Raw genomic sequence first — 21453 nt, 5'->3', positions numbered from 1 at the left:
CGTCAGGGGCGATATATACTGCGCGCCATTCTTCAAGGGAGAGCCGTGTGGCCATCGATATTCACTGGATTCGCGACAACGATAGCCTCGGTCAGTTTTGCGCCGAGTGGCAGCAGTTGCCATTCGTTGCCCTCGACACCGAATTCATGCGGGTCGACACCTTTTATCCGATTGCCGGCCTGCTGCAGATCGGCGATGGCGTACGCGCTTACCTGATTGACCCGCTGACCATCGACAACTGGCAACCCTTGGCCGCGTTGCTGGAAAACCCGGCCGTGGTGAAAGTCGTTCACGCGTGCAGCGAAGACCTCGAAGTTCTGTTGCGCCTGACCGGCAGCCTGCCGGCGCCGCTGTTCGACACTCAATTGGCCGCCGCCTATCTGAACCTGGGTTTCTCCATGGGTTACTCGCGGCTGGTACAGGAAGTGCTCGGCATCGACCTGCCGAAGGGCGAGACCCGTTCCGACTGGCTGCAACGTCCGCTGTCCGACACCCAGATCAGCTACGCCGCCGAAGATGCCCTGCACCTGGCGGAAGTTTTCGTACGCCTGCAACCGAAGTTGTCTGAAGACAAATACAACTGGGTCTTGGAGGATGGCGCCGAACTGGTGGCTAACCTGCGCCGTGAGGTCGATCCGTACGAGGTTTACCGCGAAGCCAAGCTGGCCTGGAAGCTGTCCCGCGCCCAACTCGTGGTGTTGCGTGAACTCTGCGCCTGGCGTGAGCACGAAGCCCGCGCTCGCGATCTGCCGCGTAACCGCATCGTCCGTGAGCACTCTTTGTGGCCGCTGGCGCGGACTCAACCGGACAACCTCGGCGCGTTGGCGAAAATCGAAGACATGCACCCGCGTACCGTGCGTCAGGACGGCGAATTTCTGCTTGATCTGATCAAGCGCTCTGGCAGTGTGTCGCCAGATCAGTGGCCGCCCGCCGTGCCGGAGCCATTGCCGGTGGACGCCGCCGTGCTGGTCAAGCAACTGCGCGCCATCGGCCAGGCCGAAGCCGAGCGCTTGAACATTGCACCAGAGTTGATGCTACGCAAGAAAACCCTGGAAGCCTTGCTCAAGAGCGGCTACCCCAACGGTCCTTACCAATTGCCTGATTCGCTGCGTGGCTGGCGCCGCGAATTGATGGGCCAGGCGCTGCTCGACAGCCTGGCCACCGCCGGAGAACAGCCTTGAAACGTATTTGCTCCATCTATCGAAGCCTGAAGAAAAACGAGATGTACCTCTACGTGCTCAAAAGCGATGCACTGGAGCGCGTCCCGGAATCGCTGATGGCGGCGTTCGGCAAGCCACATCACGCCTTCGACCTGGTGCTGACCCCCGAGCGCAAACTGTCGCGCGAGGACATCACCGTGGTCCTGGAAAACCTCGAAAAGCAGGGCTACCACCTGCAAATGCCACCGGCCGAGGACGAGTACATCGAACACTTGCCCGAAGAATTGCTGCGCCGCAACGACCCGATGTGATTGGCAGACAGGCTCTGTTCAGAGCCTGTGTGAAAAACTGGAATAATTTTGACGATGGCCGCGACCGATGGAGCGATACTCCGTCCGCGGCTGTCTGCCCTGTTTTTGAAAGGTTTGAACCATGCGCGTTCTGATTGCTGAACACGATCACCCTGTGTACGCCCAACTGTTGCGTCAGGCTGTGCCTGAGCTGGAAGTACTGACCAGCGGCGACTCCGCCGAACTGGCACGTCAAGCGGCCGATTGTCCGATCTGGCTTGGCCAGCCGGACTTGCTGGCGACCCTGCTGCGTCAGGGCCACCAGCCACAATGGCTGCAATCGACCTGGGCCGGCATCACGCCGCTGCTGGCCGACGGCTTGCCACGCCACTATCGCCTGACCCGGGCGGTGGGGATTTTCGGCCAGGTCATGGCTGAATACGTCCTGACTTACATGCTTGGCCACGAACGCGAAGTGCTGGCGCGACTGGTCAGCCAGGTCGAGCGCAAGTGGGACAATCGCCTGGGCCAGAGCCTGGCAGGGCGCAAGGTGTTGATCGTCGGCACTGGCGACATCGGCCAGACCGTGGCGAAATTCCTCGTGCCGTTTGGCGTCGAGTTGTATGGCATCGCCAGCGAAGCCCGCGAGCAGGTACCGTTTGTTGAAGTCGGCGCGCTGAGCGACTTGCCGCGGCTGGTCGGCGAAGTGGATTACGTGATCAATCTGCTGCCCAACACGCCGAACACCCACGACCTGTACGACGCGGCGCTGTTCAAGCAATTCAAGCCGACCGGCGTGTTCATCAACGTCGGGCGCGGTGTGGCGGTGGTCGATGCGGATCTGGTCGAAGCCTTGAAAGAAGGGCATCTGGCGGGCGCGGTGATCGACGTCTGCCGTCAGGAACCGTTGCCGCAACGGCATCCGTTCTGGACCGCCTGGGGCCTGTTGCTGACCGGCCACAGCTCGGCACCGACCTCGCCATCGATGATGGTCAACCTGTTCGTCGAAAACCTGCGGGCGTATGAGGCGGGCGAAGCATTGCGCGGCGAAGTGGACTTCAATCGCGGGTATTGAGGCGCGACCAAAAAGATCGCAGCCTTCGGCAGCTCCTACAGGGTTATGTGTACACCTGTAGGAGCTGCCGAAGGCTGCGATCTTTTGCTTTTAGAGGGTGAAGTCGCCTTCAGCAGCGAGCTCGCTCAACGGACGACGCGGGCTCGGTTCTTCGCGCGATTGCAGGTAATCCGCCAGCGTCGCTTTATCTCCCAGCTTGCCCACTGCCACTGCTGCGTGCAGGGCGTAGCCCTCGGGGATGTTCAGTTCTTTGCGGGTCAGGTCCTGGTCGAAACCGGCCATGCCGTGGGTGTGCCAGCCGCTGATGCTCGCTTGCAGCGCCAGGTGGCCCCAGGCCGAACCGGTGTCGAAGGTGTGCCACAGCGCCGGGGTTTCTTCGGTGGCACCGGGCGCCGTGAAGGTGGTTTTCGAGATCACGATCACCAGCGCCGAGGCGTGTTGCGCCCAGCCGCGGTTGAACTCGTTCAGCAGGCCCAGGAAACGCTCCCAGTTCGGCGTGTCGCGGCGCGCGTAGAGAAACCGCCAAGGCTGCGAGTTGTAGGCCGACGGCGCCCAGCGCGCGGCTTCGAAGAAGCTCAGCAGGGTTTCTTCCGGGATGCTTTCGCCGGTAAAGGCCCGTGGCGACCAACGATTGGTGAACTGTGGGTGAATGGCATGATCGGCAACGCGTGGATTGGCACTCATTCAGAGATTCCTTACTACGTTTGGACAGGGAGTCAAATAAAAACCAGCGGCCGCAGTTGAGCTGAGCGATAAGGTTTTCTTGAGCCGTGGCAGTTCACCGGAATGCAACGCGGTTGCGCGTTAATGGCCTTCAGGTTTGGCTCGTTGCGACTGGCAAAGCTACTCGGCGGCGCAAAAACTGACAAGTGAAGTTCTACCGACAGTCGCCAGCGCTTGGCCCGCGAGGCCTTGGGCACTAGACTGGCGGCCTTTTCACAACCTGATGTTGATGCTCGAGCCATGGCCGCCAAAGTCGAACCGTTCTGGATACGCAAAACCCTCGATCAACTCGATCCAGAGGAATGGGAATCGCTGTGCGACGGCTGTGGTCTGTGCTGCCTGCAAAAGCTCGAGGATGAAGACGACAACAGCGTCTACTACACGCGCATCGCCTGCAAACTGCTGGACCTGAAAACCTGTCAGTGCACTGACTACCCGAACCGTCGGGACTTCGTGCCGGATTGCATTCAGCTCACGCCGGGCAAGGCTGAGGAGTTCCAGTGGCTGCCGCCGACCTGCGGTTATCGACTGGTCAGCGAAGGCAAGGACCTGCCGCTGTGGCATCACCTGGTGTGCGGCGACCGCGATGCGGTGCACCACGAACGTATTTCCCAGTCCGGGCGCATGCTCGCCGAAGGCAGCGTGGCCGAAGACGATTGGGAAGACCATCTGATTTTCCGCGCCGGCTGAATGCCGACTGCTTTTGTGGCGAGGGAGCTTGTCGGATCGCCGCACCGTCCCGCTTGAGTGCGCAGCACTCACAATGTCGTCAATGATTACTAGAACTTTGCCACAAGGAGTGTGTATGGCTGTGGGATTGCGGCTGGCGTTGGCCGTTGGGGCGTTGGCCCTGAGTTCGTCGGTGTGGGCGGCGAAAAAGGTCGATCTGGATTACCACGTGCGTCTGTTGCCGCAAAGCGACCAGGCCGAAGTGCGCCTGACCCTGGCGCAGGGCTCGGCGGTGCGCAGCCTGGACTTTGATCTGGGCGACGGCAGCGACTACAGCGATTTCAAGGCCGATGGCCAATGGCAGCTCACGCCGGGCAAAGCGGCCCGTGGTGTCTGGCGCCCGGCCGCCGACAAGGCCAGCCTGACCTACCGCGTGCGCATCAGCCATGGACGCAAGAACGGCAGTTTTGACACGCGCATGACGCCAAACTGGGCGTTGTTGCGTGGCGACGATCTGGTGCCGGCGGCCAAGCTCGATCAACAGGACGGCACCGAGCTGGTGTCGCGCCTTGAGTTCGAATTACCCACCGGTTGGAAAAGCGTCGAAACCGCCTGGCCGCGCATCGGCAAGAATAAATTCCGGGTCAACAATGCTTCCCGACTGTTCGACCGGCCGACGGGCTGGATGCTCGCCGGCCACCTCGGCAGCCGCCGCACGCGGCTGGGCGAAACCGAGGTCACCGTCGCCTCGCCGCTGGGGCAGGGCATGCATCGCATGGATGTGCTGACACTGCTGACCTTTGTCTGGCCGCAAGCACAAGCGGTGTTCCCGCGTCACCCGAGCAAGTTGCTGATCGTCGGCGCCAGTGACCCGATGTGGCGTGGCAGTCTGGCGGCGCGGGAGTCGATCTACCTCAACAGCCGAATGCCGCTGGTCAGCGAAAGCGGCAGCAGTGCGCTGGTGCGGGAGATGGTCCAAGTGTTCGGGCGAATCAATGACCGTGAGCGCAGCGACTGGATCAGTGAAGGGTTTGCCGAGTTCTACGCCATCGAACTGGTGCGCCGTGCCAGCGGCATGAGTGATGAACGGTACGAGAGCTTGCAGAAAAAGTTGGCCAAGGACAGCCAGCAGGTCACGACCTTGCGCGGTGAGAAGCTCAGCCCGGCGCAGGTGTCAAAAACAGTGATTTTGCTGGGGGAACTGGATCGCGAGATTCGCCTGAAGACCCGCAACAAACGCTCGCTCGATGATGTGTTGCGTGGGGCGATGCATCTGGGGAGTGTTGATACCAAGGAATTTGTTCAGCTTGCCGAGAGCGTCATTGGTGAGTCTTCCAAGGTGCTCGATACGGAGTTGCTTCAGTAACACCGCCATCGCGAGCAGGCTCGCTTCCACATTAGACCGCGGCCGTCTGGACAACGCGGTCAACTGTGGGAGCGAGCTTGCTCGCGATGAGGCCATAAGCCTCACCGCAATATCGGATCAGCCCCCGGCTTTGGGCGAATTCAAAGAATCATTGCCGGTCACGGTCGCGGTGTTGGTCGCCGCCTCGGCATTCGCCTTCAACTGGCTCAACTCTTCCCCCGCCCGCTGAATCTTCGCCCGCACGTTGTTCATGTCCTGACGGCTTTTTTCCAGCAGGCTTTTCACCGAGCTGTGCCCGGTGATGCCACGGGCCAACGCCACGCCGCCAATCGCCACTTGAATCAAACCGAACACGCCGCCGCGACGCAGGCCCTTGCCGACCATTACCACGCCGCCGGCCAGGGAGCCGATGCGTTCCCAGCCCTCGACGTTCTGGTCAGGGGACGTCTGGAATGGCGTGGATTGAATGCGCTCTACGCGTTTGAGTTCGCTCATGATCTGTCTCCAGGCAGTAATGGATAGTTAAGCTGACTGCCGGGGCGGGCAGCTTGTTCCATCAGATGTGCGGTGAATCAGCGGAATTTCGGACCGGAGCGAGTGTTCAGGCCCTTGGCCATGCGGTCGTAGAGCACGACGTTGACCGTGGCCGCGAGGTTCATGCAACCGGTGGTCGGGATGTAGATCACGTCTTCACACCAGTCACGGATGTCTTGATCCAGTGAGCCGTCTTCCGGGCCGAAAATGTAGAGGGCACGGTCCGGGTGGGTGTATTCCGGCAGCGAACGAGCGCCTTCCACCAGTTCCACGGCAACTGGTGTGCAGCCCAGCGGCAGGATCTTTTTCAGGTCATCGATGCCGATCAGCGGAATGTCGTAGTGCACACGCTTGGTGTCGGTGACGAAGTCGGCGGCGCGTTCATAGCGCTTGCCGGTGTAGAACACTGACGCCGCGCCATAACAGCCAGCGGCGCGCATCACCGAACCGACGTTCTCCGGTGACTTGGGGTTATACAAACCAATGCAGCTGTACCGTTTATCTGCCACGAGCGGGGTGCCTTCGGGGAAAAAAGCGCGATTATACGGGGATTGGACGGGAGCGGTCAGTTTCGGGATTGGCGGTGCCTGGGCAACCGCCATCGCGAGCAAGCTCGCTCCCACAGGGGTTCAGCGTCAGGCGCAATTTTTGTGAACGACTCAAGTCCCCTGTCGGAGCGAGCTTGCTCGCGATGGGGCCCACGCAGACAACCTCAATGTCAGTCAGTTACCGCTATTCCAACCCCCACCCAACGCTACAACCAACCCGACACTCGCCTGCAACTGCCGTGTCTGCAACGTCTGCAACCGCCGCTGGGCCTGAAGCGCCGAGGTTTGTGCGGTCACTACATCCAGATAATTCACCGCCCCGGCTTCATAGCTGTTCATTGCCAGGGCCTGAGTTTGTTGCGCCGCATTGACGGCCGCCTGTTCATCCTCCGCCTCCCGTTGCAGATCGCGCAGTTGCGCAAGGTTGTCTTCGACTTCACGCACCGCCCGCAGCACCTGGCTGCGGTAATGGGCGGCGGCTTCTTCGAATTCGGCCTTGGCCTGGCGTTCGTTGGCGTCGAGGCGACCGCCGTCGAAGATCGGCAGATTGACCAACGGTCCCAGCGCCCAATAGCGATTACCGGCGGCCAACAGATTGCCGCTGCCGGCGGTTTGCCCGCCGAGCAGGCCGGTCAGGCTGAAGTCCGGGTACCACGCGGCGCGGGCGACGCCGATGTTGGCGTTGGCGGCAAATACCCGGCGTTCGGCGGCCGAGATGTCCGGGCGGCGTTGCAGCAGGGTGCTGGGCAATGCGCCGGGGACCGACGGTAAACCCAGCGCCTGGTTGCTCGCACTCAGTTGGAAAACACTGGCCGGTTGGCCGACCAGTTCCCCAATCGCATGTTCCGCCAGATCCCGCTGCGCCCGCACATCGTCCAGTTGCGCCCGTGCCTCGGCCAGTTGGCTTTGCGCGCGGGTCAGGTCCAGTTCCGAGGCGATGGCGCCTTCATAGCGGTCGCGGGTCAGTTGCAGTGCCTGGGTGTAATCATCCAGAGAACTGGCGAGAATCGTCTGCTGGGCATCCAGGCCGTTAAGCTGGATGTACAGCGTTGCCAGTTGCTGTTGCAGGCTCAACCGGGCCGCTGCCAAATCGTCCGCAGAGGCTTGGGCCTGGGCATCTCCTGCGGCCACCTGATTACGAATCTTGCCCCACAGATCAGGGTCGAAGTTCAGCGCAAAACCGGCGGTATTGCTGTTGTACACCGAAGGCTGATTGCTGCCGCGCAACGGCTTGTCTTCCGACTGACGCTGGCGCAACGGCTGCGCGCTGGCGGTGATTTGCGGGAATAGCCCGGCATGCAATTGACCGGCATAAGCCTGCGCCGCATCAAAGTGCGCGAGGGCCGCCGCCAGGTCCGGGTTGGCCTTGAGCAATTGCTGTTGCAGGTCGTTCAGGCGCGAGTCCTGATACAGCGTCCACCATTGCGTCGACAGCTGTTGCGCCGGGTCCGCCAGATGCCAGGGCCCATCGCTGGTCTGCTCGCGATACTGCGCAGGCAAGTCGATGGCTGGCGCCTTGTACACCGGCGCCATGGAACAACCTTGCAGGGCCAGCGCTATCACCAGCAGCTCAAGCCTTGGGCGCATGGGCACCTCCGGCGTCGGCCAGTTGCACGGCATCGCCTTCGCGCAGGGCATCCGGTGGGTTGTCGACCACACGGTCCGCAGGCTTCAAACCCTGATCGATGACCAGACGCTCGCCCAGATCCAGCCCGATATGAATATCGCGCAAGTGCACGTGGTTATCCGGGTCAAGCACTGCCACCTGAGTGCCCTGAGCGCGGAAGATCAGCGAGCTGGCGGGAATGCTCACGCCATGTGTATCGGCCGGAATCTGCAACGTCGCCTCCGCATAGTCGCCGGGCAACAAGGCACCGTCCGGGTTATCGGCGACAAACTGCGCAAGCAAGGTCCCTGAGCGTCGGTCGACGGCCGTAGAGTCACCAATCAGCCGGGCTGTGAAATGCTGTCCAGGGTGCTCCGGCACGATCAGTTCGGCCTGCATGCCGGGGCGAATCACGCTGGCGTAATTCTGCGGCACCGGTACGTACAGGCGCAGCTGATGAGTGTCGGCGATGTCGAACAGTTCGGGATCGCTGTCGCTGTCAGCCTTGATCAACTGGCCGATGTCGGTGTTGCGCGCGGTGATGGTCCCGGCGAACGGCGCGCGAATGGTCTTGTAGTCTTCCAGCGCCGAGAGCCGCGCGTAATCGGCGGCCGCCGCTTGGGCGTTAGCCTTGGCAGCGGCGGCGTTGGACAGTTTTTCATCGGCTTCCTGGCGCGACACCGAATGCGTCGCCAACAGGTTCTGCCAACGGGTCGCGGTGGTCTCGGCGAGGCGTGCGTTGGCCTGTTCCTGAATCAACCGGGCGTGGGTTTGCGCGACTTGTTGATCAAGGTCCGGACTGTCGATTTCCCCGAGAATTTGCCCGGCCTTCACTTGAGTGCCAATGTCGGTTTTCCAGTCCTTGAGGTAGCCGCTGACCCGCGCATGGATCGGCGCCTTGCTCCACGCCTCCAGGTGCGCCGGCAAGCGCAGGCTGTCGCCGTGCACGTTCTGTTGCGGCTGGAACACACTGACCAATGGCATGGCGGCGGTTTCAGTCCAGGCCGCCACGGCTTTTTCATGGCGAGTACGGGCGGCCAGACCGTTGGCCACCAGCAACGCGGCCAGGGTCAGGCCGCCGACCCCCACCCACATCAGGCGTTTGCGCGACGGTTTTTGATCAGGCGACATGAGAGCTTTCTCCATCAAGTTTTTCTTCCGCTAGAGCGCGAGATTGGCGTCCGTGGACCAGGCTGAACACCACCGGGACGAACAGCAGAGTGGCGGTGGTGGCGAGGATCAGGCCGCCGATCACAGCACGGCCCAACGGCGCGTTCTGTTCTTCGGACAAGGCCAGCGGCAACATGCCGATGATCATCGCCAGGGCGGTCATGCACACCGGGCGGAAACGTGTGTAGCCGCCTTCGAGCGCAGCCTTCAGGGCATCGCCGTGTTCCGCCAGGCGTTCACGGCAGAAACTCACCACCAGAATCGAGTTGGCCGTGGCCACGCCCATGCAGAGGATGGCCCCGGTCAGGGCCGGCACCGACAGTGAGGTGCCACTGAGAAACAGCATCCAGACAATCCCGGCAAGCGCGGCGGGCAGGGCGGTGATGATTACGAACGGATCGACCCAGGACTGGAAGTTGACCACGATCAGCAGGTAGATCAGCACCACCGCACCGAGCAGGCCGAAGCTCAAACCGCTGAAGGCTTCGTGCAACGCGTCGATCTGCCCGTGCAGGCTGATCACCGCGCCTTTGGGCCGCATCGAGGCGGTGTCATCGAGGACTTTTTGAATGTCCTTGGCCACGCCGCCGAGGTCGCGACCCTGCACGTTGGCGTACAAATCCAGGGTCGGCATGATGTTGTAGTGGCTGACCACCGCCGGGCTCTGGACTCGGGAAATACTCGCCAGACCACCAAGGATCTGCGATTGCCCGTCGCTACCGGTGACCGGCAAAGCTTCCAGCGACGGCAGGCTGTCGAGGCGATATTGCGGCGTGGCCGCGACCACGCCGTAAGACACGCCGTTGGCCGGGTTGAGCCAGAAGGTCGGTGCGGTTTGCGAACTACCGGCCAGGGACGCGACCATACTGTTAGTCACGTCACGCTCGGTGATGCCCAGGCCATTGGCCCGTAGACGATCGACGTTGACCTGCAGCGACGGATAACCGGTGGACTGCTGGATTCGCAGGTCGGCAATCCCGGCCACGTGTTGCAGGCGTCGTTCCAGCTCGACGGCGTAGGCGCGGTTTTCATCGCCATTGGGCCCGGAAATTTTCACGTCCAGCGGTGCCGGTGCGCCGAAGTTGAGGATCTGGCTGCTGATGTCCGCTGGAAGAAAGGCAAAGTGGCTGCCAGGAAAACTTTCCGGCAAGGCTTCGCGCAAGCGTTTCACGTAATCGGCGGTGGGGCTGTGGTCGGCTTTGAGGCTGACTTGAATGTCACCGTCCTGTGGGCCGATGGTGCCGCTGTTGCTGTACGCCATGTCGATGCCGCTCAGCGGGATGCCGATGTTGTCGACGATGGTGTCCAGTTGTTCGGCCGGAATGATCTCGCGAATTCGTGCTTCGATACGGTCGAACGCCGCCGCGCTTTCCTCGATCCGCGTGCCGAGCGGCAAGCGCACATGCAGCGACAATGCGCCGGCGTCGGTGGCCGGGAAAAAGTCCTGGCCGAGGCTCGGCAGCAGTGCAAACGACGCCAGCACACAGGCAAGGAAGCCCAGCAGGAAGCGCTTGCGGTATTCCAGCGCCAGCTCCAGCAGGCCGAAGTAGCGATCCCGCAGGTTGGAGAAATGCCGTTCGAAACCCTGCTGGAAATTCAGCACCCGTTGCAGCAACGGATGGTGCGTTTTGCGGTGCTGCTCGCCCTCGTGATGGTTGATGAATTCATCTTCCGGGTGATGCCCCGGACCTTGCTCGGGCACGTGGGGTTTGAGCAGAAACATCGCCAGGGTCGGCACCAGTGTCCGCGACAGGATGAAGGAGCTGGCCATGGCGAAGATCACCGCCAGCGCCATCGGCCGGAACAGGTAACCGGCGATACCCTGCAACAGGAACATCGGCACGAACACGATGCAGATGCACAGCAGTGAGACGAAGGCCGGGCCGACGATCTGTTTCGCGCCGTCAAGGATCGCGGTGTTCACCGCTTTGCCTTGCTCCAGGTGCCAGTTGATGTTCTCGATGGTCACCGTGGCATCGTCCACCAGAATCCCCACCGCTAACGCTAGCCCGCCGAGGGTCATGACGTTCAGGGTCTGGCCGCTGGCGGCGAGCAGGGCGATGGCCGACAACACGGCCAACGGAATCGAGGCGGCGATGATCAGGGTCGAACGCCAGCTGCCGAGGAACAGCAGGATCATCGCGCTGGTCAGCAACGCGGCGATGATGCCTTCCTTGGCCACACTGCCGACCGACTGTTTGACGAACACCGAAGCGTCGCCCAGCAGCGAAGTCTTCAGCGACGGCGGCAAGGTTTCATTGATGCGCGGCAGCATCTGGCGAATGCCGTCGATGATCGACAGCGTGGAGATATTGCCGTTCTTCAACGCCGGCATCAGCACCGCGCGGCGACCGTCGACCCGCACGATATTGGTCTGCGGCGGCGAGCCGTCACGCACGTGGGCGACCTGGCCGATAGTGATCAACGCGCCGTCGACGGTTTTGATCGGCAGGTCGTTGAGCTCGTCGATGGCTTTCGGGCTGTTGTTCAACAGCACCGTGTATTCGTTGGGTCCGAGTTTGGCGGTACCCACTGGAATGATCTGGTTTTGCGCCGCCAACGCATTGCCCACGTCTTGGGCCGACAGGCCTTTGGCAGCCAGCGCTTGCGGGTCGAGGTCGAGGGTGATCTGGCGCTGCTTGCCGCCCATTGGCGTCGGGATCGCCAGGCCCGGTACCGAGGTCAACGGCAGGCGGATGTTGTTCTGCACCAGGTCGCGGATCTTCGCTTCCGACAGCGTCGGGCTGGAAAACGCCATCTGCAGAATCGGCACGGTCGAGGCGCTGTAGTTGAGGATCAGCGGCGGGGTGATGCCAGGCGGCATCTGTTTCAGCACAGTCTGCGACACCGCCGTGACCTGGGCGTTGGCGGTACGAATGTCGACGCCCGGCTGGAAGAAAATCTTGACGATGCCCATGCCCGGAAGCGATTGCGACTCGATGTGTTCGATGTCGTTGACCGTGGTGCTCAGCGAACGCTCATAGGTGTAGATCACCCGCCCGGCCATGTCTTGCGGCGCGAGGCCGTTGTACTGCCAAACCACTGCGATCACTGGAATGCCGATGTCGGGAAACACATCGGTGGGTGTGCGCAGGGCCGCCATGGGCCCAATGATGCAGATGAAAATTGCCAGCACGATAAACGTGTAGGGCTTGAGCAGTGCAGTCTTTACCAGCCCGAGCATGCCGTAAACCTCCGAGGTCTTGAATTGCAATTCTCGGCAGTCTTGCGCTTGCTACTTAAAGATTTGCCTTCCGCGGGATGAAGAAATTTTTAACGATTACCTGAAAATCCTTTCATGCGGATTCATTTGTCCGAACCGCTCTGGCTCGCCACTCTTCACCTCAAGCCGAGAGCCCACCGTCACACCTGACGGCGGCATCGGCGTCCACTTGCGAGGTGTTTTTTAATGACGCTTAAACCCCTGTTACTGATCCCGACCCTGAGCCTGGTATGCCTGTTGTCGGCGTGCGCCGGGCCGATGCCCAAGGCTGACCCGAGCGAAGCCTGGATCGGCATGGACCAACCGGCGAGCGCCGATTTGCTGGCGGAGCGCATCGATGGGAAGGAGGTCCATGACGCTCGTTATTTCGAGGTCAAGCCGGGCGCTCATCGTCTGGACATGACCCTGCTTAGCGGCGCGGATGGCAACTCGACAGACCTCAATTGCATGGGCCGCCTCGACTACAGCGAGTTCAAGGCCGGTGAGCACTATCAGATCAATGCCTCGAGCGAGGGGTTGAAGGCGGCCGTCAGCCTGGTGGATTCCCACGGCAATCAGGTCGCGCAGAGCCACAGCTTCAAGTGCTCGTAAGACCGCACATAACCTGTGGGAGCGAGCTTGCTCGCAATGGCGGCGGGTCAGTCAATGTTGATTTTGAATGTAATGACCCTATCGCGAGCAAGTTCGCTCCCACATGGATTTGTGGGGCTTCAAGGTTGTTTTTTTAGGTAGGAAGGTCATTGCAATGACACTTAAACATCTGCTGTTGATTCCGGGCTTGAGCGTGGTCTGTCTGTTGTCTGCGTGTGCCGGCCCGATGCCCAAAGCCGATCCGGGCATGGCCTGGATCGGGCTGCAGGAAGAAGCGCCCAATGACCTGCTGGCCGAGCGGGTGGATGGCAAACGTATCGATGACGGGCGCTTCTTTGAAGTAAGCCCTGGCGCTCATGACTTGGCGGTGACGTTGTTCGAGATCCCGAGTGGCGATTCGAATCAGCAGGATTGCGAAGGCAAGGTCCATTACACCCAGTTCAAGGCCGGCGAACACTACCAACTGGTGGAATCGAGCCTGGGCCAGGAAGTCAGCGCTCGGCTTGAGGATTCCCACGGCAAGCAAGTGGCGCAGACTGGCGACTTCCAGTGCATGCCGGGTTAAGTATCCACTGCTTGCTGGGTTAAATACCTGTGGCGAGGGAGCTTGCTGTGGCGAGGGAGCTTGCTCCCGCTGGACTGCGCAGCAGGCCCCTTCTTTCTGAGGAATAAGAGGGGGGCGCTTCGCACCCCAACGGGGGCAAGCCCCCTCGCCACAGGGGACCGCGTCAGTCTTTAGAGCGGTTCGGCAATCACATACCCCGAGCCGCGCATGGTGCGGATCAACGGTGTCATGCCGGACGGGTCGACTTTTTTGCGCAGCCGGCCGATGTGTACATCGATGAGGTTGGTGCCGGGGTCGAAGTGATAACCCCAGACCTCTTCGAAGATCATCATCCGCGACAGAATCTGCCCCGGATTGCGCATCATGAATTCCAGCAGTTTGTACTCGGTGGGCAGCAAGTTCAGCGGCTGATCGGCACGCGTGGCCTGGTGGCTGATCAGGTCGAGTTCCAGATCGGCGACGTGCAGGGTGGTTTCGGTGGCCCGGACCGGACTTTTGCGCCGCAGCAGCACCTCGACGCGCGCCGCCATCTCGTCGGTGGCGAACGGCTTGGCCAGGTAATCATCGCCACCGGCACGCAGGCCGCGCACGCGTTCATCGACGTCGGAGAGGGCGCTGATCATCAGGATCGGCGTCGCCACCCCAATGGCGCGCAGCGTGGTGACAATGGCTAGGCCATCGAGCTCGGGGAGCATGCGGTCGAGGGTGATCAAGTCGTAATTGCCACTGACCGCGCTCACCAGCCCTTCGCGGCCGTTGCTCACCCAGTCCACTTCAAAACCGTGGCTTTGCAACTCGGCGACGATTTCCGTAGCCGTCACGGCATCGTCTTCGATGGTCAAAATACGGGGCATGTCGGTTTCCTGATGGAAATGGCGGATGCCCGATTTTGCCAACAAACGACGCTCGACTTGCTGATGAAAGTTTCATGTGCGTTACAAACGAAATGCGCTAAGGGTCTAGCGCTATTCATGGACTGCACAATCCCCGGTGGGAGCGGGCTTGCTCGCGAAAGCAATCGGTCAGCCGACATTGATGTTGGCTGATACACCGCTTTCGCGAGCAAGCCCGCTCCCACATGGGTTCTGCATTCTCAGGTCGAGATTGACGGCGCTTACTGCGTCGAAGGCAACATCGCTTTGATCTTGGCCATCATGGCGGCAGGCGCATCGGTGATCTTCGCGCTTTCCGGGTTTTTACTCCCGGTGCCACTGGTGTCTACGCCCGCCAGGATTTCCGCAAGATTGTTGAAGTGCCCGTCTTTTTTCTTGTCCGTGCTGGCGGAATTGCCCTTGTCGTATTTATTCAACGCATCCTGCAAGGTCTGGTGCTGGGACAACCATTCAGGCTTGGCCTTTTCCTCCGGGGTCATTTTGTCGAGGAAATTCAGCGCAGCCTTGGCGCGACCCACCGGATCATTGGCAAACGGGTCTTTCCAGTTTTTCTTTTGATCCTCGGGGCCGCTGTAGTGACCCGACGCCAACCGGGCCTGTTGTTGCATCAACGCTTTGGCCGCGACTTGCTCATCGTTCGAGAACTTGCCGCCTTCATTGGTGGCCACGGCGTTCAGCGAGCGTCGATCCAGATCGCCCATCAACGCATTCTTGTCTTCAACGCTGCCGCTGTAAGGCTTTTCGCCGGCCTTCATCTGCACGTATTTTTCATCCATGCGCTTACGGGCGTCGGCGGCCACGTCCGGGAATGTCTTGTCCTTGGAACTGGACACCGCACCGGGTTGGGTGACGCCCAGCACCAGAGCGTCAGCGTTCATGCCCTTGCGTACCGGAAAAAACGGCGCGTTGTTGGTAATCGAACCGCTGTAGTCGGTGGATTTTTTCGAGAGGCTGACCGCGTCACCTGTCTTGGCGTTTTTGGCCGCCTGCTCGGTGTCATTGGCACTGGCTTTCGCCTTGGATTCGGCAGCAGCGCTATAAGCCACCATCGCAGGACTGTTGAAGGTTGAGGTTGAGGTGACGTTCATTGGCTATCCCTGCCCAGGGTTGGCGCAGTTTTCGACGCGATGTGAGGGATCATCATCGTTTACTGCCTTGAATGTATTTATGCTGATACATGGCAAGAACAGTGCCAGCAGTGGCTGGCGGCAGCAGTAGGGCGGGTTTGTATCGGTTTGGACATGTTTATGGCGCGGCAAAAAGCGGGTTGCCTTGCCGGAAGCGGCAGATTTTTGCCGCCATGCACAAAACAAATGTGGGAGCGAGCTTGCTCGCGAAAGCGGTGGGTCAGTCAATATTATGTCGACTGACACTCCCTCTTCGCGAGCAAGCCCGCTCCCACAGGGGAAGACTTCAGTCTTCTTCTTTTTTCATCAGCCCGGCCAACGCCGCGAACGGGTTGTGCGTAGCCTTGGCGACTTTCGGCGTGCTGAGGGAGCCTTCGCTGAAGTACTGCTGGTCGGTGTAACGGGAGTGTTCGTTGTCGTGGCAATACAGGCATATCTGACAGTAGGATGTAATGGTATTCGACGTAGAAAACCTTGCATCGCTTCCCAGTGCCGTAACCATAAGAAAGTTGACTGTTGTCCAGATTGAGCTAGGTTTTGATGATGCCCACCCCGCAGGGGCAAGACCATGCAAGTGCTATTTCCGGACGCACAGCAAATGAAAGGGCTGGGATATCCCAGGCTTGCATATGTTCCTTTTTTGATTGGGGCTGATGGGGAATATCCGGTAGAGGCGAATAGATACCTTCGTGAGCGAGCATGTCTTGAGTGGCGGCCTTTGGTACCCGGGAAGGATGGGTGCCATCGCTTCAATATTCGTCAGACTGTTAAAAGCCTCGATGCGATGGCGCGACGTGTTATGGAGCTTTTACTGTGGTGCGAAAATTCGACTCCTAAAGTCTCTTGGAAAGAAATAAGTTATCTCGATGATTTAATGGATCGCTGGCAAGTAGGAATGCTAAATGGAAGTGCATCAAGAAGCGGTAAGAAGCTTGCTACCGAGACTGTAAATAGTCGTATATCAGAAGCCTGCTATTTTCTTTCATGGGCCGCTGAGCGAGGATATCGAGGTGCCTTTATAGTTTTGACCAAGACGGTTAGTCAAAATAAAGGAATTGGTAGCTTTCGACCAGGGCGTGGTGAAACAGAGTCCAGGGTGGGGGCTCTAACATCGCGGCGCCGCTCGCTGTCTCTTCCATCGGACGATGCCGTTGCCCTGTGGCATTCAAAATTGAAAATACGCCATGGCGAAGTAATCGGTCTTTTTTCCGAATTGCTCATTCGAACTGGCCTTAGAATTAGCGAAGGTACGCAGTTTCGAACTGAAGATTTACCAGAAAAAAATTTTGGACCTGGCGGTAATGGTTGGCGGGAAGATTGGCTTCAATCGGGCGAAGTTCCGTGCACCATTTCAATGGGTATAAAGGGACCTAAAATAACTCGCGGCTCCGAGGAAAGTGTAAAGTCTAGAGTAATCTACATTCCTATCGATTTGGCTGATCGTATGGATTATTACCGCAGGGAAGGCCGGTCTACTTTGATAGCCCGGTGGGTATCAGCAGGGAGAACAAAGGATGAGCGTGACAAGCGCCGGAGCTCGGTAAAAACTAACCGCTTTTGGTTAGGTAAGAAGGGGACTCCTCTATCTAACTCCTGGATTAGGCAGATTTGGTCTAGCGAGCTAGCTAGACCTTGGAAATGGTGTCCTCATATGGCGCGACACCTCTTTGCGGTTAAAACTCTTGTTAAGTATACGCGTGAATTGATATCTATTCATAAGGTCTCAACTATCCCGAGTGTGGGCTGGTTACACGGATTGTTGGCTAGTCAGATATCAATAATACTCACCCCACTTTTAGGGCATGTGTGCGAAGAAACAAGTTTGTTGTATTTGACGGCAGCGCGAGAAAGATTGCTTCGGGAATTCAAGCATCCAACCCTAACTTGGCTCGACGAATGTGAAAATAAAATGCGGTGATACAGGGTTTGAAAAAAATGTTTCCTCGGGTATGCATGAAGTAAAGTGTACTCATGTTGATTACATTTCTGCGAATAGACTTACTGACTTCACCGAGCTTTGGAGTGGTTCAGAAGGAAGAAAAATTAATCGTCAACTTTGGGGCGGAAATTTTACCGGTCGGCCTGGCCTAGCTGATGATCTGTTTGACGCGGTGAAAGGCATTTTACTGAACAAAGATTCAAGTTTTATTAATAGTACACTTACCGCATTAAGGTGTTTTTGGAGGTATCTTGACTCATATGAAAAATTATTGTCAATTCCAGGAGAAAGTAGAATCGATAGTATAGGGCAAATTGACACAATTCTTGGTCAGAACTGGTTGCGGCAAGTCTCTGATGAGTATAAGTCCGCAACTCCACGTCATTACGGTTTAATATACTCGATTATTAAAATTTCTTTTCGCTCTCTTGGGCTAACTCCCGTGTACTGGCCACCGAGCCAAAGTCGCGATAATGTAACTAGGAAAGATATGCCATCAATCGCTGATGGGATTACATTGGTCAGAGTCTTGACGAAATGCGCTCATGCGATTTGGACGCGATGGGAAAGGGCGGACTTGTTGGCTGAGTCCGGAAGGATATTAGATTCAAAAACGCTTTCAAATATAAATAAAAAGGATGTAGTGGAAGCAGATATTCATGCAACATATAGGGAAATAATACGCCGAAGTGGAAATCCGTCGCCCTCGCTTAAAGATCTTAACAAGTTTATAGGTTTAAGCTCTCTTGGGGTTCCAGCCTGGTGGCCCAGGCATTCAGCTAGTAAAGGATCGAATGGTAGACGTATCAGTATAGAAAGGGATTTGCTTCCTGGGTTGTACCCTACCCCTTCAGACCTGTATTGCCTGAGTAGCTTGTTAATGGCCCGGTCTGGATGGAATGCTGCTACTGCCTTCGCGCTAAACTGTAGCCAATCCGACCTTTGGTGTCGCAATTATGATGATGGACTAGTTTGGATGTTTAGTTATAAAAATAGGGCTGGACACTGGCAAGATACAATTTCTCCAGAACATCATGCGACGCATAGCTATCAAATTGTCACCCGGTTGCTGAATCGAAACGTAGCTCTGCGAAAGTTAGTGATTGATGAGCCAGCAAAGTGCGCTTTTCCTGATGTTGCGCCTAGAAGCCCTTGGTTATGCATTCATGACTCAACTCGTGTCGGTGTGCTGGGTCAACACGCGATGTGTCAACTCAGAAGTTATTTGAAGAAAGTAATCAAAGAATACAATTCAGGGAAGGACGTTGGTTTGCAATTGCCATTTTTCAAGCCGTCCGATTTTAGAGATGTATTTGCAGAGGCGGTTCACAGGGCGGGGAATTATTCTATATTTTTAACCCAGATCGCTCTTGGGCACAAGAGTTTGGCATCAACAAGAAGGTATTTGCGCTCCGTGGCTTGGCGTAAGGAGTCTGAAGCCCAATTGAATGATATGGTTGTAGGATTGTTTGATCAGATTGAAACGCACAGAAAAATAGATCTAACTCTTCTTAGGGCGAAGATGGATGGAGTCGTTGTAACACAAATGCATGTGGATAGGTTGGAGTCTTTCAGGGCAAACAAAACGTATAGTGGGTTGTATTGTTCGGATCCGGCCAATCCCCCGGAATGGATTGAGCCTAGGAATCCTGGAGATGGCTCTGAGGTCTGTAAACAGGGACATCGGTGTGCGAGTTGTCCTAAAGGGAAAGTGTTTGAAGACAGTCTATCTTACATTGCTCGATACACTGCTGAATTGGAATGGAAACAGAGGAGCTTCGGCGATGTTAGGTGGTATCAGTCAACGGACTCGTTGGATTTAGAAGTCTATCGACAGACCTTGAAGCAGTGGCCAGCGGATGAAGTGGAAGCTCATTTGCAGTTTTGGCGAGATAAGATAGTTTTAGGTGAGCATCATGTACTTATTTTCTCCGCTGGAGTGTAATAGTATGTTGCAGGCTAATAATAGCGCAGAGATTTGTCGAAATCAGTTGATGAGTGATCTGGTAAGTTTAGATTTTAGAGTTATGGGTAAAGACGAACTCGTAAAGATACAGCAGCGCCTGGGTATGGGGTGTGAATGGGGCGTTTGGGAGTTCCCATCAAATATGATGCCTGCCGGTGCATTACAGCGCAGGAGCATGCTTTTTATCGAAATGAAAAGTCTTTGTAAGGACGTTACATCGAATCAGGTGAGAATCGATCGTGCTTGGATTGAAATATTAAGATATGGGGTTGTTAGGAGCGTGGTGCCAGGCTTAAAAGGCGTTGCAAAGCCATCGACGGTGAGCGGTGAGATGTCGCAGCTAGTAAACTTCGCACGTAAAATATTGTCCATGCCGTTTTGTGAGGGTAAGTTTTGGAGTTTGCTTGTAGAGGAAGATGTAAAAAATATTTCTGTGACTGGAAAATCCATGCTTAAGACGCTGCGTAGTTATTTTCATCGTGGGCTGCTGCCAGACGCCCCTTTGCTTCTATCACATGTTGAGGGTATGAATGCGGAGCGTGACCGTTACGGTGAGGAGGAATCGGATGAAGTTGTAAAAAACGTTAAAACATGGCAGCCCTTTCCAGATGACTTTACCAGCGAGTGCGGATGGCGTTCGTTAAAGATTATAAAGGATCTCGGTCCAACTCTTTTAAGTGCTTTGGAGTTGGCATTGAATTCATTTGATATATCTGGCCGTCAGAAACGTAATGTCAAAGATAAGCGGGATAATATTATCCGTAATTGGATTTGGACCGCGCATGATAATTCCCCGCTACCTGATTTAGGTTTTGAATTGAAAGTTAAGCGAACAGGCAAAAAAACACGCCTAGGGAGGCATCAGGACTTAGAGTGGCCGCCAACAACTTTTTCTGATGCGTGGAAGTTTCTTGCTATTCTGCAGGGAGCTCATCTATTTCCTGTTTGTCTCGCCAGTGGTCCTCGTGCTTCGGAGGTTTCAAGTTTAAATGTCAACTGTCTGGAAGAGCTAGTGGGACGAAAATTTTCTAGGATATCAGGTAAGACATATAAGTTGGTTCAGGATTTTGGTGGCCGAGATCGTGATTTTGCGGCTCCAGAGATCGTGGTTTCAGCAATCAAACAGCAGATTAGGCTTTCTGAGTTGGTAAAGGCTCGCGCGGCAGTATCAGGTGACCATCTCTGGGTGCAATTGACCTCCAGCGGTAAGTCGCAGATGGGTACGCCTCACAATTCCTTGACAAGTTTTATGGCAGATTATTGTAAAAAACTTAAGCTTGATACCTTTCTTAGGGCGGATGCGCCTAGAGTGCATTTACATCGTTTTAGAAAAACACTGGCACGAGTGGTGGCGCTATCACTAGTTAATTCGCCTACTATATTGATGGATTGCTTCGGTCATGAAGATCCAAAAATGACAATACGTAGTTACATTTTGAGCGATAAGAAAATTGCTCGAGATGTACTGGTTATTCAAAGAGAGTTAGTTGTAATGATGGCTGTAGAGCTGATAAATAATTCTGACGAGTTAGGAGGTGCAGTTGGTGAACAACTGCGTATAAGGAAAGCACAATATTTACAATTGTTGGGTAAGTCTGAATTTGAACCTCAAGACGCCTATGAGTTTGCTAGGCGTGAGACGTTTGATGGTAGGTCTTGGATGATGGTTGCGCCAGGGATTTACTGTACGCTTCCGAGCGGTGAAGGTGGTCTTTGCTCAAAAGGGCAAGGTGGAGCTAATCCTGCATATTGTCAAGCTGGGTGCCCTTTTCAATTGCTAACAACATATAATAAAATTAAAACAGAAGATGCAATTAAGGAGATTATAAAAAATCTTCAGAGAGCAGTCGATGAAGATGAAGTGATGCTTGTCGCGCAATGGTCAGGTCAATTAAAAAACTGGATTTATCGCTGGGCGGAAATTGCTGAAAAGTGGCGTGATCATCCTTTAGTGCAGCTTTATGCACCACTTAGCGAGGTTCGCGCATGAAGCAAGAAAGTCCGCTTC

18 protein-coding genes and 1 pseudogene are annotated in these 21453 nt (G+C 56.8%); 10 read left to right on the top strand and 9 right to left on the bottom strand.

The window, feature by feature from the left end:
• The first annotated feature begins 47 nt into the window (after window positions 1-47).
• From rnd to AC1MEW_RS29980, 3 genes are all read left to right on the top strand, one after another.
• Window positions 48-1181, top strand: coding sequence for a ribonuclease D (gene rnd, locus AC1MEW_RS29990; RefSeq protein WP_201201528.1), 1134 nt, complete (start codon window positions 48-50; stop codon window positions 1179-1181).
• Window positions 1178-1471, top strand: a complete 294-nt coding sequence (locus AC1MEW_RS29985; RefSeq protein WP_007898694.1) for a YcgL domain-containing protein — start codon at window positions 1178-1180, stop codon at window positions 1469-1471. Before rnd ends, AC1MEW_RS29985 begins: the two co-directional genes overlap by 4 nt.
• Before the next feature lie 121 nt (window positions 1472-1592).
• Window positions 1593-2525, top strand: coding sequence for a D-2-hydroxyacid dehydrogenase (locus AC1MEW_RS29980; RefSeq protein WP_201255751.1), 933 nt, complete (start codon window positions 1593-1595; stop codon window positions 2523-2525).
• 90 nt (window positions 2526-2615) lie between these two features.
• Here the strand turns inward: AC1MEW_RS29980 and AC1MEW_RS29975 are convergent, their stop codons facing one another.
• Window positions 2616-3209, bottom strand: a complete 594-nt coding sequence (locus AC1MEW_RS29975; protein ID WP_201201530.1) for a nitroreductase family protein — start codon at window positions 3207-3209, stop codon at window positions 2616-2618.
• A gap of 279 nt (window positions 3210-3488) precedes the next feature.
• Between AC1MEW_RS29975 and AC1MEW_RS29970 the strand changes: the two genes are divergently transcribed.
• Both AC1MEW_RS29970 and AC1MEW_RS29965 read left to right on the top strand, forming a co-directional pair.
• Complete coding sequence (locus AC1MEW_RS29970) at window positions 3489-3938, top strand: YcgN family cysteine cluster protein (RefSeq protein WP_201201531.1); 450 nt, start codon at window positions 3489-3491, stop codon at window positions 3936-3938.
• A 115-nt stretch (window positions 3939-4053) separates the two neighbouring features.
• The gene (locus AC1MEW_RS29965) at window positions 4054-5283 is read left to right on the top strand and encodes a hypothetical protein (protein ID WP_480424644.1); all 1230 of its coding nucleotides are present in this window, start codon (window positions 4054-4056) and stop codon (window positions 5281-5283) included.
• A gap of 117 nt (window positions 5284-5400) precedes the next feature.
• Here the strand turns inward: AC1MEW_RS29965 and AC1MEW_RS29960 are convergent, their stop codons facing one another.
• The 5 genes from AC1MEW_RS29960 to AC1MEW_RS29940 form a co-directional block, all read right to left on the bottom strand.
• The gene (locus AC1MEW_RS29960; RefSeq protein ID WP_322270764.1) at window positions 5401-5778 is read right to left on the bottom strand and encodes a YgaP family membrane protein; all 378 of its coding nucleotides are present in this window, start codon (window positions 5776-5778) and stop codon (window positions 5401-5403) included.
• A 77-nt stretch (window positions 5779-5855) separates the two neighbouring features.
• A complete protein-coding gene (locus AC1MEW_RS29955) occupies window positions 5856-6326 on the bottom strand; it encodes an RNA methyltransferase (protein WP_201195200.1) in 471 nt (156 codons plus the stop codon).
• 213 nt (window positions 6327-6539) lie between these two features.
• The gene (locus AC1MEW_RS29950) at window positions 6540-7952 is read right to left on the bottom strand and encodes an efflux transporter outer membrane subunit (protein ID WP_480424640.1); all 1413 of its coding nucleotides are present in this window, start codon (window positions 7950-7952) and stop codon (window positions 6540-6542) included.
• Window positions 7936-9102, bottom strand: a complete 1167-nt coding sequence (locus AC1MEW_RS29945; RefSeq protein ID WP_201255748.1) for an efflux RND transporter periplasmic adaptor subunit — start codon at window positions 9100-9102, stop codon at window positions 7936-7938. Before AC1MEW_RS29945 ends, AC1MEW_RS29950 begins: the two co-directional genes overlap by 17 nt.
• Window positions 9092-12325, bottom strand: a complete 3234-nt coding sequence (locus AC1MEW_RS29940) for an efflux RND transporter permease subunit (RefSeq protein ID WP_480427368.1) — start codon at window positions 12323-12325, stop codon at window positions 9092-9094. The genes AC1MEW_RS29945 and AC1MEW_RS29940 overlap by 11 nt, the downstream gene beginning before the upstream one ends.
• A gap of 225 nt (window positions 12326-12550) precedes the next feature.
• Between AC1MEW_RS29940 and AC1MEW_RS29935 the strand changes: the two genes are divergently transcribed.
• Entirely contained in the window at window positions 12551-12955 is a 405-nt protein-coding gene (locus AC1MEW_RS29935; RefSeq protein WP_322270766.1) for a PA0061/PA0062 family lipoprotein, read from the top strand.
• Between the two features lie 154 nt (window positions 12956-13109).
• Window positions 13110-13520 carry a PA0061/PA0062 family lipoprotein gene (locus AC1MEW_RS29930; protein WP_201255746.1) on the top strand — a complete coding sequence of 137 codons (411 nt, stop codon included), beginning with the start codon at window positions 13110-13112 and terminating at the stop codon, window positions 13518-13520.
• Between the two features lie 170 nt (window positions 13521-13690).
• On the opposite strand, the gene AC1MEW_RS29925 is transcribed toward AC1MEW_RS29930, so the two are convergent.
• The 3 genes and pseudogenes from AC1MEW_RS29925 to AC1MEW_RS29915 all read right to left on the bottom strand — a co-directional run.
• Entirely contained in the window at window positions 13691-14374 is a 684-nt protein-coding gene (locus tag AC1MEW_RS29925; RefSeq protein ID WP_201255745.1) for a response regulator transcription factor, read from the bottom strand.
• A gap of 260 nt (window positions 14375-14634) precedes the next feature.
• Window positions 14635-15501 carry a hypothetical protein gene (locus tag AC1MEW_RS29920; protein ID WP_201255744.1) on the bottom strand — a complete coding sequence of 289 codons (867 nt, stop codon included), beginning with the start codon at window positions 15499-15501 and terminating at the stop codon, window positions 14635-14637.
• A gap of 325 nt (window positions 15502-15826) precedes the next feature.
• Window positions 15827-15976 (bottom strand): annotated as a pseudogene (locus tag AC1MEW_RS29915) (HNH endonuclease family protein); the annotation flags it as partial.
• Between the two features lie 132 nt (window positions 15977-16108).
• Here AC1MEW_RS29915 and AC1MEW_RS29910 point away from each other — a divergent pair.
• The 3 genes from AC1MEW_RS29910 to AC1MEW_RS29900 are packed head-to-tail and all read left to right on the top strand — an operon-like array spanning window position 16109 to window position 21435.
• The gene (locus AC1MEW_RS29910; RefSeq protein WP_480424635.1) at window positions 16109-17458 is read left to right on the top strand and encodes a hypothetical protein; all 1350 of its coding nucleotides are present in this window, start codon (window positions 16109-16111) and stop codon (window positions 17456-17458) included.
• A 31-nt stretch (window positions 17459-17489) separates the two neighbouring features.
• Window positions 17490-19424, top strand: a complete 1935-nt coding sequence (locus AC1MEW_RS29905) for a hypothetical protein (protein WP_480424633.1) — start codon at window positions 17490-17492, stop codon at window positions 19422-19424.
• A gap of 4 nt (window positions 19425-19428) precedes the next feature.
• Window positions 19429-21435, top strand: a complete 2007-nt coding sequence (locus AC1MEW_RS29900) for a hypothetical protein (protein WP_480424632.1) — start codon at window positions 19429-19431, stop codon at window positions 21433-21435.
• The last annotated feature ends 18 nt before the right edge of the window (window positions 21436-21453 follow it).

The organism is Pseudomonas sp. ASL4 (assembly GCF_056680395.1).
Note: the sequence above shows the minus strand (reverse complement) of the source record. Positions and strands in the feature narration are given on the sequence as shown.